A 16,597-nucleotide genomic window follows, 5' to 3' on the forward strand; every position below is an offset into this window, starting at 1 on the left:
GAGGGGGCGGGGTCCCCGAACAATCGGTTCTCGTCGGCTGTTCACGCCCGGTGCAGGGCGGAGCGGCCCGCGAAGCGCGCCGAGTCGCCCAGCTCCTCTTCGATGCGGATCAGTTGGTTGTACTTCGCCGTGCGGTCGGAGCGGGAGAGCGAGCCGGTCTTGATCTGGCCGCAGCCGGTCGCCACCGCGAGATCCGCGATGGTGGTGTCCTCCGTCTCGCCCGAGCGGTGCGACATGACGGCCGTCCAGCCCGCCCGGTGGGCCGTGGCCACCGTGGCGAGCGCCTCGGTCAGGGTCCCGATCTGATTGACCTTGACCAGGACCGAGTTGCCGACGCCGGTGCGGATGCCCTCGCGCAGGAGCGTCTCGTTCGTACAGAACACGTCGTCGCCGGTGAGCTGGCAGCGGTCGCCGACGCGGGTGGTCAACTCGCGCCAGCCGTCCAGGTCGTTCTCCGCCATCGGGTCCTCGATGGAGACGACGGGGTAGGCGTCGATGAGTTTCGCCAGGTAGTCGACCTGTTCGGAGGGGGAGCGGCGCACGCCCTCGCCCGTGTAGTCGTACACGCCGTCGCGGAAGAACTCCGACGACGCCGGGTCCATGATCAGGCCGATGTCCGTGCCGGGGCGGTAGCCGGTGCGCTCGATGGCGGTCATCACGAAGTCGAGTGCCTCCTCGGCGGTACGCAGCGCGGGCGCGAAGCCGCCCTCGTCGCCGACGCCTGTGGAGTGCCCGGCGGCCAACAGGTCGCGGCGCAGGGTGTGGAAGACCTCGCTGCCCATGCGGACGGCTTCGGCGAAGGTGTCCGCGCCCACGGGCGCGATCATGAACTCCTGGAAGTCCAGCGGATTGTCGGCGTGGGCGCCGCCGTTGACGATGTTCATCATCGGCAGCGGCAGGAGGTGGGCGTCGGCGCCGCCGAGGTAGCGGTAGAGGGGTTGGCGGTGGGCCGCCGCGGCGGCCTTGGCGGCGGCGAGCGAGACGCCGAGGACCGCGTTGGCGCCGAGCCGGGACTTCGTGGCGCTGCCGTCGAGGGCGACGAGCGCGGCGTCAAGGCCCGCTTGGTCCGCCGCGTCCCGGCCGCGCACGGCTGCCGCGATCTCCCCGTTGACGTGGGCCACCGCGCGGTCGACGCCCTTGCCGTGCCAGCGCGCGGAGTCCCCGTCGCGCAGTTCCACGGCCTCCCGGGCGCCGGTGGAGGCGCCGGAGGGGACGGCTGCGCGCCCCAGGGATCCGTCCGCGAGGACGACGTCGACCTCGACCGTGGGGTTGCCCCGGCTGTCGATGATCCGGCGGGCGGTGACGGTCTCGACGGCGGCGCTGATGGTCGTGGCTGCGTGTGTGGACATGGGAGGTCCTCCCCGTTGTCGTGTGCCGTGGCCCCGGCTGCGACAACGCTGGCGCTGAGCCCGACAAAGTAAACCGTACAGCAATGCTGCGCAGTTTGGCTGTTCAGTGTCGCTGTACAGCAATGCTGTGCAGCATTCCTGCGCAGGTCGGGTGCACAGCATTCCTGTGCAGGTCAGGTGCACAGCTTTGCTGGCCAACGGGGTAAAATCCCCTATGCCCACCTCGGAAGCTGCCGCCATCGCCGCCGAACTGCGCACCGCCATGGGCAAGCTCACCCGACGCGTCAAACACGAGGACCGCATCCCGCTGGGTCAGGTCGCCGTGCTCGGCGCGCTCGACCGCGAGGGCGCCATGACCACCAGTGACCTCGCCGTCAATCAGCACGTGCGCCCCCAGTCGATGGCCCGTGCGGTGGGTCTCCTCATGGAGCAGAACCTGATCACGCGCCGGGCGCACCCCACGGACGGCCGCAAGTCCCTCGTCGAGTTGTCGGACGCGGGCCGGGCCGCGCTCCAAGCGGAGCGTGGCCGCAGGGTCGGCTGGCTCGCGCAGGCCATCGAGGCCGAACTCACCAACGAGGAGCGGGCGTTGCTGGCGCGGAGCGCCACCCTGCTGGAGCGGCTCGCCGCACGCTAGCCCGCGAGCAGATCCGCGAGCAGATCCCGCGAGCAGAGACTGCCTGCCGGGGGAGGCGGCGCCCGGTGCCGACCGGGACCACCGTTTATTGGTTTGCCGCAGGTCAGCCCGGTCGGATAGGAAGCGTGCATGCTTAAGGGAGACAAGGTCGGGCTCAGGGCCCGGTACGACGACGACATCCCGGTCCTGCGGACCGAGCTCTACGACGACGTGGTCAACGGCTCGCGGGCCGAAGGCCGGCCGTGGCGGCCGATCACGCCGGGTTCGAAGGACTCGCGGCTCGTGGTGGACGACAAGGTGGAAGAGGTCGTCCCGTTCTCCGTGGTGGAGCTGGAGAGCGGCACGCTGGTCGGTACCGCGACGCTGTGGGGCATAGACAACCACCACCGAAACGCGCACATCGGCCTCGGCCTGCTGCCATCGGCCCGGGGCAAGGGCTACGGCACCGACGTGGTCGCGGTGCTGTGCCACTACGGCTTCGTCGTACGTGGCCTACAGCGGCTGCAGATCGAGACGCTGGCGGACAACGCCGCGATGCTGCGCTCCGCCGAGCGCAACGGCTTCGTCCGCGAGGGCGTGCTGCGCTCCTCGGCATGGGTCCTCGGCGAGTTCCTGGACGAGGTCCTGCTCGGGCTCCTCGCCGAGGACTGGAAGCCGGGCACAGAGGGTTAGGCTGCCGGCTGTCGTACACTCGGCGGGCTCCCGCGAGTGAGACCGGCCCGTCCGGCGGACCGCAGGCGGTGGCCGTGAAGAGATCAAGCGGTGGCCGTGAAGAGATGAGGAGCCGGAGTGGACACAGCGCGCCGAGCCCTGTCGACCGCTCCGGCACTCGCCGATGTGTGGATGCTGGTGCGGCAGCGTCCGGCTGTGCTGCGACGGTCCACCCGCGAACTCGCCACGGCGCTCGCCGATGTCCACGGCCCCCGCTTCGCGGTCTGGCACACCGACGAACTGCTCTTCGGCGTCCAGGGCGGGAGGCTGGTACTGCGCACCCTGGGCGGCGCGGATCTGCCCGCCCCCGCGGTGGTGTGTGTACGCCAGGTGGCAGGACCCATGCGCAGCGACCGCGAGGTCACCCTGCTCCGGCACCTCGAACGCATGGGCAGCACCCTCGTGAACACCCTGGACGCCCAGCTCAAGTCCCGCAACAAGGTATGGCAACTGCAGGAACTCGCCGTGGCCGGAGTGCCGGTGCCCGACACCCTCTCCTACGCCACCGCCCCGTTGGAAGGCGTCCTGCGCAGCCCCGACCTGGAAACGCCGTGCGTGGTGAAGTCCGTCAGCGGCGCCAAGGGCGGGCAGGTCTTCCTCGCCCCCGACACGCAGTTGCTGCGCGAAGTGGCCGGCAGCCTCGCACAAGAGGCGCCCTTCCTCTTCCAGGAGCACGTGGCCCCTTCGCACGGCCGCACCCTGCGCGTGATCGTCGTCGACGGCGAGCCCGTGAGCGCGGTCCTGCACACCTCCCACAACGGCACCCTCACCGCCAACATCGCCAAGGGCGGTACCGCCGACGTGTGCACGGGCCGCTATCCGGAGGCAGACGAACTGGCCGTCCGCGCGGCACGCGCCCTCGGCCTCGACATCGCCGGAGTGGACCTGCTGTTCGCCGCCGACGACACCTACACCGTCTGCGAGGTGAACGCCGTTCCGGGCTGGCGACCGGAGATGGCGGCTTCGATCACTCCCGCCATCACGGCGTGCGTTGCCCGAAGGATGGCTGCCCGTGACTGAGAGGTCGTTTCATCCCGGTGTTTCATCCCGTGATGCGGATTTGATCCAGTGATGTCGGGTCGCGCCAGGGGACGGTGCTCTCGCCGGTGAGGCGGCGGGCCATCAGATCGGTCATGGCGATATGGATCATCGCTTCGGAGCGGACCGGGAGGGCCTCGTAATTGCGGGCCAGGCGCCGGTGGAGCATCAGCCAGCCGTAGGTTCGCTCCACCGCCCACCGCCCACCGCCCACCGCCCACCGCTTCGGAATCGGGGTGAAGCCCCTGCTCCCACGGGCACGGGCGGTGATTTCCATGTCGATGCCGAGGCCGGCGGCGTGTTCGACGAAGTGTTTGCGGTAGCCGCCGTCGACCCAGACCTTGCGCAGGTCGGGCCGATCGGCGGCGACTTGGCTGAGCAGCCGGGTGCCTGCCACGGAGTCCCCCTCAGCGCGGCTGACCCGCGCCTCAGTCCTCCGAGGGCCGCACGATCTGCCACTCCTGGTCGTCGGTGTTGGAGCAGGTGAAGAGGGTGAGGTGGGCGCCGTCGCCGCCGGTGCTGTAACCGGCCACGTCCAGACACTCGTTGTTGCTGGCGTAGTTGCGGATCCAGTACTCGCCGCTCTTCTGCTTGTCGAGCCACCACAGTTGGTTGTCGGCGGTCGTTCCGTCGCACTCGTACTCAAGGATCGGCGACCGGATGGGCTGCGCCCCGTAGTCCGGCAGGTCCACGCACTTGCGGTCCTCGACGTTGCGGATCTGGAAGAGGGCCGAGCCGCCGGGGCCTCGTTTGCTGTACTTGACCTCCAGGTCCCACCGCTGGGGGCCGTCTTCGCTCTCGTCGCAGTTGGACTGCACCACCCGGCCCGCCGACTCGGAGTCGCTCGCCGGGAGGGACGCGCACATCTTGGTGGTCGCGTTGCGCAGCAGGATGTTGGAGGCGGGAAGTACCTTCTTGGGCTTCTTCTTGGCCTGCGGGGACTCCTCGTCCCCACCGCCCCCGCCCCCGTCGTCCCCGCCTCCGCCGCCCTTCGCCTCGTCCGACGGGTCCGGCTCGGCGGGAGTGTCCTCATCGGGGGACTCCGGCTTCGCAGGCTTGTCGGAGGGCTGGGGCGGCTTCAGCGACGGCGACGGCGACGGCGGCAGGGCGTTGGCGGCGGCTTGCGGCTGCTCACGGGCGCTGCTGCTGACCTTGGGTTTGTAGGCGATCCACAGCATGACGAAGGTGATGGCGAGCGCCAGGAAGACCCCGAGGAAGGTGGCGAGCCAGCGGGGCAGAAAAGTCCGCTGTACGTAGGTGCCCTCGACGTCGAGCGGTGTCACCCCCGACCGCTTCACCGCGAGGGTGTAAGGACGCTCCTGTTTGGACCCGAACCAGATGATCTCTCGTGGCCTCAGCGTGGCCTTCACGAACGCGGCACGGCCCGGTTCGATCTGAATGTTGCTCGGGTGGATGTCGTACGAGAGCTGCTCGCTGTTGTCGCTGCCGCTCAGCGACGCGGTCACCTTGGTGTTGCCGAGGTTGTCGACGGCCAGCTTCGACCGCCCCCGAAAGCGGCCCTTCACGGTCGGCGGCACCAGTTCGGCCCGCACCTCGGTGAACGAGGTGATCGTCAGGTTCCCCTCGGGGACGGTCACGGCCTCCGGATGCTCGGTGGGTGTGATGCGCACCGCGTAGGCGTTCGGACCGGCCGTCGCGTCGGGTGTGCGCGGCGGGGCGAGGGTGAGCTCCACCGTTCCTGTCGTGCCCGGGTAGAGCCGTAGCGAGGGGGGCTCCACCGTGATCCACTGCGCGAGGGCGCCGACTGGCTCGAAGCGGTACTCGTCGACCACGTCACCGGTGTTGCGCAGACGCAGTTGCACAGTTGTGCTGCTGCCGGGCTCCACCGTGGCCGATGCTGGTTCAAGAGAGGTCCAAAGGCTCACTGCTCGACGCTAAGGCAGCGGCGGGCGGCCGACAGGAGCCTTAGAGGCAGACCGGTGTGCCCAGGCGGGCACGGGTGCCGCCCCGGAGGGCCCCCTGTCGTCGGCGCGGATGCGGCGGCCTTGCGCCTGCCCGCAGGCGTCCTGGCCTGCCCCCGCCGCCGCGGCCCGCCTCGGCGTCACGACTCGTACGCGTACGCGGCTGGTCGTGCGCCGTGTCTTTGCAGGTCAGCGCCCGGTCTGGCCGAATGCGTCGGTGTTGATGGGGCTGAGGTCGTCCGGTGTCATGTCCAGGACGTTGCCGTCGGGGAGGTCGACATCAAGGGCATCTTCGCCCGTGGGCTGGCGGGTGTCGGTCGTGGTGGCGGTGGTGTCGGTGCTCTTGGCGTTCTGGTTGAGCATCGGCAGCCTGAGGAGGTCGGTGAGCTTGGTCACGAGATCGGTGAGGCCGGTGAGGATCCCGCCGAGTCCGTCTGCGGGGTTGGGGGCGGGGTCGGCGGGCTGCTGGTGGGCGGTGGCCGGTGCGGCGGGGGCCGCGGCGGCCGTCGCGGTGGTGCCGAGAAAGGCGAGCGAGGCGATGAGCGCCGTCGCGGCGGCGCGGGGCAGAGCAGACATGGCAGCGGTGCCTTTCAGTAGGGATCGTGTCCCTAAACAGGCTGTGCGCCACCCATCGCCCCGGCCACTCCGCGAGGGCCAGCCGGGTTTCCTGGCCGGAGGCCCTGGTACGGGGCCGGGGGCCCGCACGAGTGCCCGCACGCGGAGCAGTGGTCCATGGCGAAACCAGTTCGCTCCGGAACCGGTGTCCCGGCGATTCGTGGGTATACGGTCCGCGTGAAACAGGACTGCTTGGGAAACAAGGCGGACCGCAGGTACGCGACGGTGGCCATCGACGATCGGGAGTCGCTGGTCGGCGACGTCCTCTCGGTGTCTGCGGCGTTCGAGGACAGCGAGGACATCGGCGCCGCCCGGGATCTGGCCCGGGGCTTCTTGACGGATGTGCAGGCCGTGCACGGGCTTCCGGTGTCCGGCCGGGCGATGGGCACGGTGCAACTGGTGGTCAGCGAGCTGGTGACCAACGCCCGCAAATACGCTCCCGGACCGTGCCTGCTGACACTGGAGGTTCAGGACGGCGCCGTCGCGGTGACCGTGTGGGACAGCGGCACCGCCCTGCCCGCGATCCTGCCGCCGGATCCGGCCCGGGTCGGCCAGCACGGCCTTGAGATCGTCATCGCTGTCTGCGAGGGGTTCGCGGTGCACCGCGAACCGGTGGGCAAGCGCATCACCGCGGTGGTCGCCCTGACCGACGGTCCCGGCGGGGCGTGACTTCGGTCCCGGTGGGACGTGACTACAGTCCCGAGTCCCGGCGGGTGTGACTACGGCCCCGGGCAGGGCGTGACTGACGACTGCCTGTTGGGCCTCGTCGGCCGACCGGGCCTTCCCCGGTCGGCCGACGGCCACAGGTCATGCGGCGAGGACGGAGTCGTCCTCGGTACGAGCGCCGGGAAGCCGGTGCCGGGCGGCGATGAGGGCGGCGTCGATGTCGCGGGTGCCCGTCGACACGCACAGCGTGTAGGCGACGTCGTCCATCCGCTGCCGGGCCTCCGCGGTGCCCTTCTCCGCGTGCAGGGCGCGCAGCGTCTCGTACTGCTCGACCAGGTTCTTGAGCACGGCCGGGTGTGCCATGAGCATGGGGTGCCTCCCTCTCAGCCACCGATCACAGGGGTTCATGCATCGCCCCTTGTGCCCCGGCCCACTGCCGACATTCCTAGCGTTTTCTGTGGCGTCGGCTACACGGGCTCGGGGCTCACCTCCGACCACGGCCACCGCGTGATCGTGCTGTCTCAGGCGCGCGGCTGGCCCAGCTCGCTGAGCATCTTGAGTACGGCCTCGGGCGGGCTGCCCTCGGTGTCGGCCCCGTGGGCCTCGGCGCCCTCGAAAGTGACGACCTCGGTGCCGCGGGGGAACATGTCCTGCTCGTACGCGGTGAGCGCGCTCTCGATGTCGTCGGGGTGCGCGGCGATGGCCTTGCCGAGTTCCGCGCCGTCGAGCATGGCCAGGTTGGCGCCCTCGCCGTTCGGGGCCGAGAGGTGGGCGGCGTCACCGAGCAGGGTCACTCCCGGCACCCGGTCCCACCGGTGCCCGGTCGGCAGCGCGTAGAGGGGGCGCAGGACCGGAGCGGTGTCACTGTCGGTGATCAGCGCGGTGATCTCCGGCGCCCAGGCGGCGAACTCCCGCGCGATCCGGGCGGTGGCCGCGGAGGCATCGGTGAAATCGATGGCGGCGAACCAGTCCCGCGACTCGTACAACCCCACATAGGCGTGCAGGGTGTCGTCCCTCTCCCGGTGGGCGAAGAGCTCCCTGCCCGGTGTGAGCGCGATCATCGCCCCACCGCCGACCGCTTTGGCGGCCGCGGCGTGCCGGGTGTCGGCGTCGAACAGGTACGTCTCGACGACCGACTTGCCGATGTACGCGGGTGTGGTGGCGGACAGCAGCGGCCGGACCCGTGACCACGCGCCGTCCGCGCCGACCAGCAGGCTGGTGACAACGGTGCTGCCGTCGGCGAAGGTCACTTCGTGGCGGCCCTCGCCGAGGGTACGGACGCTGCCGACCTTGTGCCCCCACTGGACGGTGCCGACCGGGAGCGAGTCGACCAGGATCTGCCGCAGTTCGCCGCGCAGTACCTCGGGGCGCCCTCCGCTGCCGTCGTCGGCTGTCTCGTGCAGGACGGTCCCGTCCGGGTCGAGGACCCGCATGGCCTGGCGTCCCTCGATGACGAGACCGCGGAACTCGTCCATCAAGTCGGCGGTTTCGAGGGCGAGCTGTCCGTTGTAGTCGTGGATGTCGAGCATCCCGCCCTGCGAACGCGCCGCGGGGGAGGGCTCCGCCTCGTAGACCGTGGCCGGTATTCCGTGGAAGTGCAGGACGCGGGCGAGCGTGAGTCCGCCGAGTCCGGCGCCGATGATCGTGACGCGGTCGTGCATGAGAGCTCCTCAGGTTCGAGGCCGCCCAGCGATCTCCGGCGGCCGTCCCCGCAAAGGTGCCGTGGACTGCCGACAAGTCACCGACAGTGGACCTACAGCCATCGACGGCCGACCGACAGTCGCCCTCGGCCGCGTGCAAGGGCTGCTGGCGATCCGGCGCACCGTACGCGGTTCTGACAACTGCGTCGCATAACCTCGTGCCTGGAGACATCAGATGCCAGACGCCTGACGTCAGATGCCAGATGCCAGACGCCTGACGTCAGATGCCAGACATCAGACGTCAGACGTCAGTTGCCACGTGTATCACTTTGAGGAGGCAATGGTGCTCGGAAGAGGCACGCGGTTGCTCGCGGGTGCCATGGCCGTGGTCTGCCTGATGCTGATCGGACCCAGCGCACCGAGCGGTGCCCTCTGGGCCAGGTCGCTGCCCGTGGGAGATGTCAAGGACGCCGTGCCGAACCGGGTCATGACGTGGAACATCTGCAACCCGTGCGACGAGAACAACGTCGGCAGGGCCGCGGAGATCGCCGCGTACGCGCCCCAGGTCATCGGCCTGCAAGAAGCGTGCGTACGTGACGTGGAGAGGATCCGGGACTATCTGAAGAACCTGCACGGGCTGGTGTACCACGTCGAGTACGGGTCGGTTCTCCGCAACCGGAGCCGCTGCGGAGGGTGGCCGTGGAGCCCGGGGGCCTTCGGCCAGGCGATCCTTTCGGCGGCGCCGATGACGGACCGTGTGAACGTGGAGTACCCCGACGGCGGGTCCGAGGACCGTGGGTACATGGCCGTCACCACACGGGTGGGCGGCAAGCCCGTCCGCGTGTTCAACACCCACCTCGCCCAGCGCCGCCAGGAAGCGGTCCGGGCGGGCCAGACCCGCGTACTCGCGAAAGAGGTCGCCCGGCACGGGCGTGCGATCGTTCTCGGCGACTTCAACGCCGTGCCGGACACCCCCGAACTCACCAGGATGTGGGCACTGGCCATGGACGCGGACCCCCAGTGCCTTCCCCTGCCCACCGGACCCGGCACCTGCGAACCGACCACCGACTGGCACCTCAAGTTCGACTATGTCTTCCTGCGGGACTTCGTTCCGCTCAAGCACGGTGTGCGTCCTTCTCCGTACTCGGACCACCACTTGGTGCACACCGACCTGGCCCCGACCCGGTAGGCCCGACGTCACTCGTAGCAAGTGGCGATCGCGGTGGCGCGGTCGCGCAAGGAGTCGCGCAACCACTGCGGGGCCAGGGCCTCCGCGCTCGTGGCGAGCTGCCACAGCGCCCATTCGGCGTGCCGCGCATCCTGGAAGGTCACCTCAAGCCGCAGCCTTCCGTCGGCGTCGGCGTCGGCGTCGGCGTCGGTGTCGGTGTCGATGTCGGTGTCGGTGTCGGCTTCTTCGGTGAGGACGGCAAGGACGGTGCCCACCAGCTCCTGGCGCCGCGCCGGGTCCACCCGTACAAGAACGGTGACTTGGTCGCCGCCGGTCCGAAACCGCGTGCCGCGCTCCTGCCAGGCCCGGCCCAGGTCGACCCGGTCCGGGCGCTGCGCAGGTTCGGCCAGTTCCTCGGCGGCCACGACCCGGGACAGCCGGTAGGTGCGGTCCGCGCCGGACCTCGCGGCCAGCAAATAACCCTGGCCACGCACGGTGACCAGGCCGATCGGGTCCACCGTGCGCCACATCGGGGCCTGGTCGACGGCCGCGTAGCGGATGCGCAGCTTGTGTCCGGCGAACACCGCGCGCCGGACCTCGGACACGATGGTGTCAGGCACCTCCTCGGCATCGAGACGGCGCGAGAGGAGGTCGGTCTCCGGGTCGATGAGCAGGCGCTGAGCCGCGCCGGCCGCGGTGGCCCGATAGCTCTCGGGCAGCGCGTCGACCACCTTGCGCATGGCCGAAGCGAGCGCCGCGCCGAGCCCGAACGCCTGCGCGCCGCGCCGCGATCCGGCGACCAGCAGGGCAAGTGCCTCGTCGTGGTTCAACCCGGTGAGCTCGGTCTGGAAGCCGGGCAGCAAGGCGAACCCGCCGTTGCGACCGCGCTCGGCGAAGACCGGGACACCGGCTGCGGACAGCGCGTCGATGTCCCGCAGCACGGTGCGCGTGGACACCTCCAACTCGCGGGCGGGCGCGGCCGCGGACATCCGGCTCGACGGTGATGTCATCATTGGTCAGCGTGGCCGCGGTCATGGCCAGGTCGCCGCTCACCAGTGCGGGGTGCTGCCTGCCCGGCGAGAGTACCGGCGCGGCCGCGACGAACTGCTCGTACACTTTGCGGATCTCCGCATGTCCGGTCGCGATGCTGCCCGGCGGGAACGCCAGCACGGCGTCCGGCTCGTACGACGCCACGATAGCCCGTCGCCAGTTGGACGGGTCCTGGCTGTGGGCCGCGGACCAGCCGGCGCTCGCGCCGTAACGGTGACCAATGACGGTGTGAGCGGCCGCTGTTAGCCTGCGCTCATGATCAAGGAGAGCTCGCCCGGCCGAAGCCGCATAGCGCATATGGCGGGAAGTAACAGGTCAGAGCGTGTTCTGATCCTGGCCAGCTTCGTGAACCGGGTCGGCAACGGGCTCTTCAACACGGCGGCGGCGCTCTACTTCACGTTGGTGGTGGATCTACCAGCAGTGCAGGTGGGCGCCGCCCTCACCGTCGCGGGCCTGATCGGCCTGCTCGCCGGGATACCGGGCGGTCACCTGGCCGACCGACGCGGGCCGCGCACCATCATGATGCTCGCCCTTGCGGTTCAGGCAGTGGCGATGTCCGCGCTCGTACTGGTCGAGAGCTGGGCGGCCCTCACGGTCATCGCCACCGTCGACCAGCTCGCCGCAGCCGTCGGCGGCGCGGCCTGGGGAGCCCTCGTGGTCAGGGTCGGAACCGACCGTCCGGCGCTGTTCAGGGCGAAACTCCGTACGTACGTCAATCTGGGCGTCGTCCTGGGAACCGTGGGCGCGGGATTCGCGGTCACGGCCAACACTCGTACCGCCTACACCGTACTCATTCTCGGCAACGCGGCCAGCTTCGCACTGTGCGCCCTCCTCCTCTTCCTGCTCCCCAACTACGGGGCATTGGCGTCACCGCCGCGGCAGCGCCGCTGGATCGCGCTCACCGACCGCCCGTTCGTGACCTTCACAGCCCTCTACGGTGCGATGGGACTCCAGTACCCGGTGGTGTCCCTGCTTCTGCCGATCTGGATCTCCGAGCACACGGACGCACCGCGCTGGACCGTCGCCACGGTGTCCGCGATCAATGCCGCGGTCTGCGTCCTGTTGCAGACCAGGATCGGATCCCGCATCGAAACCCCACGCGATGGCGGCAAGGCGTTCCGCACGGCAGGACTGCTCTTTCTCGTCAGTTGTCCCATGATGGCCCTCACCGCGCACACTCCCATGTGGGCGGCCGCCGCCCTCGTGGTCGCGGCGATCTTCGTCCACAGCCTCGGGGAGATCTGGGAGTCCTCCGGTGGCTTCGCGCTTGGTTTCGGCCTGGCACCGGACCATGCGCAAGGCCAGTACCAAGGGCTCCTCGGACTCGGCTTCAGCGCGGGCCAGGCACTCGCCCCCGCCCTCCTCACCACCGTCGTACTCGGTCTTGGCACATCCGGCTGGCTGCTCCTGGGCGCGTTCTTCGCCGCTGTGGGCGCTGTTGGGCCTGCGCTCGAACGCTGGGGTACGCGGAGCCGCCCCCGACCCCGACAGGGAGCGGCGGCTACGGAGCGCAGCGAGGAATCAGACGATGCGCACGCGTAGTCGGCCGTGCTGACATTGGGAAAGCCCGTGCGCCGCAAGGACGTTGCGGAACGGCTTCCAGACGAACGTCCACCCCGGCCGAGGCCGCCCGGCCGGGGTCGCGCAGAGTACTCCGTATGACGACACCCGCAGAGCTGCTCCGCTCCTTCGCCCGGACCCGCGCCTCGCTCGACGGTGAGGAAGTCACGTACTGGTGGACCGGGAACGTGTACTCCTGGGCCCCCGACGAGCCCTACCAGCACCTCTTCGGCCTCGAAGGGCTCAACGTCGCCCGCCTGGTCCAGGACGCCGAAGCCGGGCAGGACGCCTACCAACTGCTCACCCGCGAAGCCGCGTTCTACCTCGACCCTGCGAGCCGGGAGATCCTGGAGACCTGGCAGGATCTGCCGGTGGTGCACATCTGGAACGATCCGGCGAACCAGAAATGGCGTCCCTTCCCGATACCGACGACGGATCTCGGCGAACAGGTCTGCTTCAGCCTGGAGATACCGCTCGCCTACCCCTCGCCCCTGCCTGTGGCCCAGTACCCCGTCCACTCGGCGGGCGACACCTACAAGGCCCTGGAGCTCTTCCAGTTCTTCGCGGACCGCGCCGACCTGGACGGCACCGCGCCCAGCGTCCCGGCCACCATGTCGTGGACCCGGATGTCCCCATGGCTCCCCTGGATGGCCCGAGGGCAGCGGCCCGGCGGCCTCACCTTCCACTGCCAGGGCCGCAAGCTCGGCTCGTACACCGAGGTCCCCGAGCGCACCCGCGCCTACATCGCCGACCACCACCCGGAATTCGCCCACGCCCCGGAGAGGTGGAGCGAGCCGAACGAGACGAGCTGGACGTACTTCCGCAAGCTCAACCCGCCGAGGTAGCCGTCGCGCCCAGCATGAGGCAGGCCGCCTCGTTGACGAGCGCCTTGTTCGCGGCTGCGGCTGCCTTCTCCTTGATGCCGAAGTTCGTGCTCGTCAGGACCGCGACGCTGCGGCGGCCCTTCGCGTCGGTGTAGATCTCGCTGGAGTAGCCGGGCAGGCCGCCGGTGTGGCCCCAGACGGTGCCGCAGGGCGTGTTCACCTTCATCAGGCCGAGGCCGTAGCCTCCGCCGTCCTCGGGAGCGGCGACAGTGGTGCGCATCTGCCGCAACTGGGCCTCGGGCAGCAGCTTGCCGGACATCAGCGCGGTGAGGAAGCGCTGCCAGTCCTTTGCGGTGGAGACCATGCCCCCTGCCGCCCAGGACCAGCTCGGGTCGATGGCTTCGGTGTCGACGGTGTGCCCGGGGCGTTCGGGCCCGGCGAAGCCGACGCCTTCGGGCAGGTCCACGGTGGGGGAGAGGATCTTCCGCAGGCGCTCGGCGTCCGGTTCGTAGCCGGTGGCGTGCGGCTTCCCGCTGCTCCAGGCGGCGTTCGTGGCCAGGAACGAGTCCTTCATCCCCAACGGCTTGGTGATCTTCCGCTCGATCAGCTCGGCGAGGCTGTGCCCGGTGGCCTTTTCCAGGATCATTCCGAGGGCCGTGTAGTTCGCGTTGCTGTACGAGTGCTTCTCGCCGGGCGCGGCGGGCGGATCCTGTTCCGGGGTGACGGCGAGGAGGTCCTCCGGCCGCCAGGTGCGCTGCTCCTGGCCTGTGAGGGAGGGCAGGAATCGCGGCGTGAGGAGGAAGTCGCCCAGTCCGCCGGTGTGGTTGAGCAGCATCCGTACGGTGATGTCGCGACCGCCCTTGACCAGTCCGGGCAGCCACTTCTCCACGGAGTCGTCGAGGGCGATCTGCTTCCGGGCGACCTGTTGCAGGACGAGGGTGGCGGTCACCGTCTTGGTGTTGGACCCGACCCTGAACTGGTCGCCGACAGCGAGGCGGTGATCCCTCTTCGTCCAGGCCGCCTGCCGTGCCATCTCCACGGGTGCCCCGCTGCCGGGCGTGATCCGGACGACCACTCCCAGGGAGCCTCTGTCCGCCGCCCTCTGAGCGAGACCGGCAAGGTGCGCGCGTGCGGAGGCGTCCACCGCGCCCCGCTCCTTCGATGCCCCGACCGATGTCTTCGCCGGGCCCGGCGCGGAGCCCGGCCCCGCGTCCGACTCCGTGTCCGAGCAGGCCGTGAGCGTCGCCCCCATACTGGTCGCCAACGCCACGGTCAGCACTCCCCGCAGTATCCGGTGGCGGCGAGACGACGTGGATGTGGACATGGCAGTTCCCTTCGACGCATGGCTGTTGCTCTGTGCGGCAAGGGACCCGGCATGTCGTCGTCCTGCTGAGCGGCATCGCGGCGGGCCACGCGCACAGCAACCATTCAGTCAGCGGCAGCCCTCCGGGACATCGCTCGATGGCGGGCTTTCCGCGGGCGCCGTGTCACCCCAAGGAGTGACAGAGGAGTGACAGAGGAGTGACAAGGGATGGCGAGGAAGGGCATGAGTCAGGACAGCGTGTTCCTGGCAAGGACCGCGGCCTGGGCGCGGCTCTGGCAGTCGGTCTTGGTGAGCATGCGGCTGACGTGCGTCTTCACCGTGTGCAGGCTCACCACGAGCCGTTCGGCTATCTCGGCGTTGCTCAGCCCCTCCCCGACAAGGCGCAGCACGTCGCGCTCCCGCTCGGTGAGGTCCCTCAGCCGGGCGAGGTCCTCGTCGCTGGGCCGATGCCTGGCTCCCAGATGGCCCTCGATGATCCGGCGGGTCACCGCGGGGCTCAGCGTGCTGTGCCCGGCCGCCGCCGCCCGTACCGCTACGGTCAGCTCCTCGTACGAACTGTTCTTGAGGAGGAACCCCGCCGCCCCGGCGGCCAGCGCGTCGTCGACGTACTCGTCCAGGTCGAACGTCGTCAGCATGAGCGCCTGACTCCGCCCCTGCCCCGGCCCGAGCAGCCCCCGGCGGCCCAGTTCCGTCAGTGCCCACAGGCCGTCGCGGCGCGGCATGCGGATGTCCAGGAGCAGCACGTCCGGTCGCAGCCGCGCGCACACCTCGACGGCTTCCGCACCGTCGCCCGCGGTGCCCGCCACGGACAGGTCGGCCTGGGTGTCGAGTATCGCGCTCAGCCCGGCGCGGATGACCGGCTCGTCGTCCACCACGAGCACACTGATCTGTTCAGACACCCGCGTTCACCCCCGGCACGGTGGCCACGACACGGAACCCGCCGTCGCCGGTCGGTCCCGCGGTGAGCTCTCCGCCCAGGGCGTCCACTCGTTCGCGCATGCTGATCAGACCGAGCCCGGCTCCCGCGTCGAGCGTCCCGGGCCGCGCCGCGCGGCTGTTCACCACCTCGCACCGCAGTCGCCCCGCCTCACCCTCGACGCTGAGCCGGGTCGGCGCCCCGGGCGCGTGCCGGCGGGCGTTGGCCAGTGCTTCCTGTACGACGCGGTATCCCGCCAACTGCACCGGGCCGGGCAGCGACTCCAGCGCGGTCCCCATGTGCGCCTCGACCCTTCCTCCGGCCGCACGGTGGCTGTCCAGCAACGCGCCCAGGTCTGCGAGCCCGGGCACCGGCTGCAGCGGGGCCGCCTCCGCCGGGTCACGCAGCATCCGCAGCAGATCACGCAGCTCCCCACCGCTCTGCCGACCCGCCGCCGCGAGCGCGTCGACTTCGGTACGGGCCCAGTCGGGCAGCTCGTGGCCGCGTGCGCGCAGGGTCTCCGCGTGCACCACGAGGAGGGTGAGCGAGTGTGCGACCACGTCGTGCATCTCGCGGGCGATCCGCGCCCGTTCCCGCTGCGTGGCCTGCGCCGCTTCCAAAGCCTGCGCCCGGCCCGCTTCGGCCGCCCGCTGCTCGGCCGCGACGAGCAGCGCCCGCCGGCTACGTGCGGCGAACCCCAGCACCCACGCCAGCGGCATCGGGGCCAGCGCCGCGAGGACGTCCAGGCCGCCCCGGAACTCACCGGCACTGGCCGTCAACCGGTTCACGCACAACCCGGCCGCGGTCAGCGCGGCGCCGCCGGCCACCGCGAGCACGGTCCGCGTCCAACTCGTGCAGCGGCTTCCCAGGTTGTAGAGCAGCACGGCGAGCGGCAGGAAGACCAGCGGGGTGAGTTTGGCCCCTTCGACCGCGCTCTCCGCCAACGCCGCCACGAGTGCCGCCAGGCCTGCGACGAAGGCCGTGGCAGGCAGCCGCCGCCGCAGCGCGAGGACCACCACGCCCACCGCCTCGTAGCCCATGAGCGACAACCACGCGGGCTTCGAGGTGTCCACGTACGGCTGCGACAACAGCGGTGGCAGAAACGTCAGCGCGAGCAGCCCGGCATCGGCACCCCACCTGTGCCACCTGCCGTCAACCATTCTCACCCGCCCGAGCC

At 70.3% G+C, this 16,597-nt stretch carries 17 protein-coding genes and 1 pseudogene; 8 read left to right on the top strand and 10 right to left on the bottom strand.

Annotated elements, in window-relative coordinates; all coding sequences use genetic code 11:
• Positions 1-41: 41 nt before the first annotated feature.
• The gene (eno, locus tag IG78_RS0114195) at positions 42-1,349 is read right to left on the bottom strand and encodes a phosphopyruvate hydratase (RefSeq protein WP_030562892.1); all 1,308 of its coding nucleotides are present in this window, start codon (positions 1,347-1,349) and stop codon (positions 42-44) included.
• Positions 1,350-1,563: 214 nt separating this feature from the next.
• Here eno and IG78_RS0114200 point away from each other — a divergent pair, with 214 nt between their 5' ends.
• From IG78_RS0114200 to IG78_RS0114210, 3 genes are all read left to right on the top strand, one after another.
• Complete coding sequence (locus tag IG78_RS0114200) at positions 1,564-1,986, top strand: MarR family winged helix-turn-helix transcriptional regulator (RefSeq protein WP_030562894.1); 423 nt, start codon at positions 1,564-1,566, stop codon at positions 1,984-1,986.
• Between the two features lie 129 nt (positions 1,987-2,115).
• The gene (locus IG78_RS0114205) at positions 2,116-2,658 is read left to right on the top strand and encodes a GNAT family N-acetyltransferase (RefSeq protein WP_030562896.1); all 543 of its coding nucleotides are present in this window, start codon (positions 2,116-2,118) and stop codon (positions 2,656-2,658) included.
• A gap of 117 nt (positions 2,659-2,775) precedes the next feature.
• Positions 2,776-3,717, top strand: a complete 942-nt coding sequence (locus IG78_RS0114210) for a RimK family alpha-L-glutamate ligase (RefSeq protein ID WP_225882090.1) — start codon at positions 2,776-2,778, stop codon at positions 3,715-3,717.
• A 22-nt stretch (positions 3,718-3,739) separates the two neighbouring features.
• Here the strand turns inward: IG78_RS0114210 and IG78_RS0114215 are convergent.
• The 3 genes and pseudogenes from IG78_RS0114215 to IG78_RS0114225 all read right to left on the bottom strand — a co-directional run.
• Positions 3,740-4,138: pseudogene (locus IG78_RS0114215) on the bottom strand (transposase); the annotation flags it as partial.
• 25 nt (positions 4,139-4,163) lie between these two features.
• Positions 4,164-5,621, bottom strand: a complete 1,458-nt coding sequence (locus IG78_RS0114220) for an RICIN domain-containing protein (protein WP_030562902.1) — start codon at positions 5,619-5,621, stop codon at positions 4,164-4,166.
• Between the two features lie 225 nt (positions 5,622-5,846).
• Positions 5,847-6,233 (bottom strand): hypothetical protein, encoded by a 387-nt coding sequence (locus IG78_RS0114225; RefSeq protein ID WP_030562903.1) that lies wholly within the window; start codon positions 6,231-6,233, stop codon positions 5,847-5,849.
• A gap of 264 nt (positions 6,234-6,497) precedes the next feature.
• On the opposite strand from IG78_RS0114225, the gene IG78_RS0114230 reads away from it, so the two are divergent.
• Entirely contained in the window at positions 6,498-6,941 is a 444-nt protein-coding gene (locus tag IG78_RS0114230; protein WP_051852637.1) for an ATP-binding protein, read from the top strand.
• A gap of 138 nt (positions 6,942-7,079) precedes the next feature.
• Here the strand turns inward: IG78_RS0114230 and IG78_RS0114235 are convergent, their stop codons facing one another.
• Together IG78_RS0114235 and IG78_RS0114240 are read right to left on the bottom strand one after the other, a co-directional pair.
• The gene (locus IG78_RS0114235) at positions 7,080-7,307 is read right to left on the bottom strand and encodes a DUF5133 domain-containing protein (RefSeq protein ID WP_030562907.1); all 228 of its coding nucleotides are present in this window, start codon (positions 7,305-7,307) and stop codon (positions 7,080-7,082) included.
• 152 nt (positions 7,308-7,459) lie between these two features.
• Positions 7,460-8,599, bottom strand: a complete 1,140-nt coding sequence (locus tag IG78_RS0114240) for an FAD-dependent oxidoreductase (RefSeq protein ID WP_030562909.1) — start codon at positions 8,597-8,599, stop codon at positions 7,460-7,462.
• A gap of 319 nt (positions 8,600-8,918) precedes the next feature.
• Between IG78_RS0114240 and IG78_RS0114245 the strand changes: the two genes are divergently transcribed.
• Positions 8,919-9,767 carry an endonuclease/exonuclease/phosphatase family protein gene (locus IG78_RS0114245; RefSeq protein ID WP_037685572.1) on the top strand — a complete coding sequence of 283 codons (849 nt, stop codon included), beginning with the start codon at positions 8,919-8,921 and terminating at the stop codon, positions 9,765-9,767.
• Positions 9,768-9,775: 8 nt separating this feature from the next.
• Here the strand turns inward: IG78_RS0114245 and IG78_RS0114250 are convergent, their stop codons facing one another.
• Positions 9,776-10,756: a helix-turn-helix transcriptional regulator gene (locus tag IG78_RS0114250; protein WP_225882089.1), complete on the bottom strand. Its 981-nt coding sequence runs from the start codon at positions 10,754-10,756 to the stop codon at positions 9,776-9,778.
• A gap of 11 nt (positions 10,757-10,767) precedes the next feature.
• Between IG78_RS0114250 and IG78_RS50575 the strand changes: the two genes are divergently transcribed.
• The 3 genes from IG78_RS50575 (at position 10,768) to IG78_RS0114265 (ending at position 13,201) form a co-directional block, all read left to right on the top strand.
• The gene (locus tag IG78_RS50575) at positions 10,768-11,007 is read left to right on the top strand and encodes a hypothetical protein (RefSeq protein ID WP_199813263.1); all 240 of its coding nucleotides are present in this window, start codon (positions 10,768-10,770) and stop codon (positions 11,005-11,007) included.
• Between the two features lie 44 nt (positions 11,008-11,051).
• Positions 11,052-12,338 carry an MFS transporter gene (locus IG78_RS0114260; protein WP_225882088.1) on the top strand — a complete coding sequence of 429 codons (1,287 nt, stop codon included), beginning with the start codon at positions 11,052-11,054 and terminating at the stop codon, positions 12,336-12,338.
• A gap of 116 nt (positions 12,339-12,454) precedes the next feature.
• The gene (locus IG78_RS0114265) at positions 12,455-13,201 is read left to right on the top strand and encodes a DUF1838 family protein (protein ID WP_030562914.1); all 747 of its coding nucleotides are present in this window, start codon (positions 12,455-12,457) and stop codon (positions 13,199-13,201) included.
• On the opposite strand, the gene IG78_RS0114270 is transcribed toward IG78_RS0114265, so the two are convergent.
• From IG78_RS0114270 to IG78_RS0114280, 3 genes are all read right to left on the bottom strand, one after another.
• Entirely contained in the window at positions 13,185-14,504 is a 1,320-nt protein-coding gene (locus IG78_RS0114270) for a serine hydrolase domain-containing protein (RefSeq protein WP_199813262.1), read from the bottom strand. The two genes, IG78_RS0114265 and IG78_RS0114270, sit on opposite strands and share 17 nt — an antisense overlap.
• Before the next feature lie 227 nt (positions 14,505-14,731).
• Positions 14,732-15,403: a response regulator gene (locus IG78_RS0114275; protein ID WP_030562918.1), complete on the bottom strand. Its 672-nt coding sequence runs from the start codon at positions 15,401-15,403 to the stop codon at positions 14,732-14,734.
• The gene (locus IG78_RS0114280; protein WP_030562920.1) at positions 15,396-16,580 is read right to left on the bottom strand and encodes a sensor histidine kinase; all 1,185 of its coding nucleotides are present in this window, start codon (positions 16,578-16,580) and stop codon (positions 15,396-15,398) included. The genes IG78_RS0114275 and IG78_RS0114280 overlap by 8 nt, the downstream gene beginning before the upstream one ends.
• Between the last annotated feature and the right edge of the window lie 17 nt (positions 16,581-16,597).

This window comes from Streptomyces aureocirculatus (assembly GCF_000720475.1).
GTDB classification, from domain to species: Bacteria; Actinomycetota; Actinomycetes; order Streptomycetales; family Streptomycetaceae; genus Streptomyces; species Streptomyces aureocirculatus.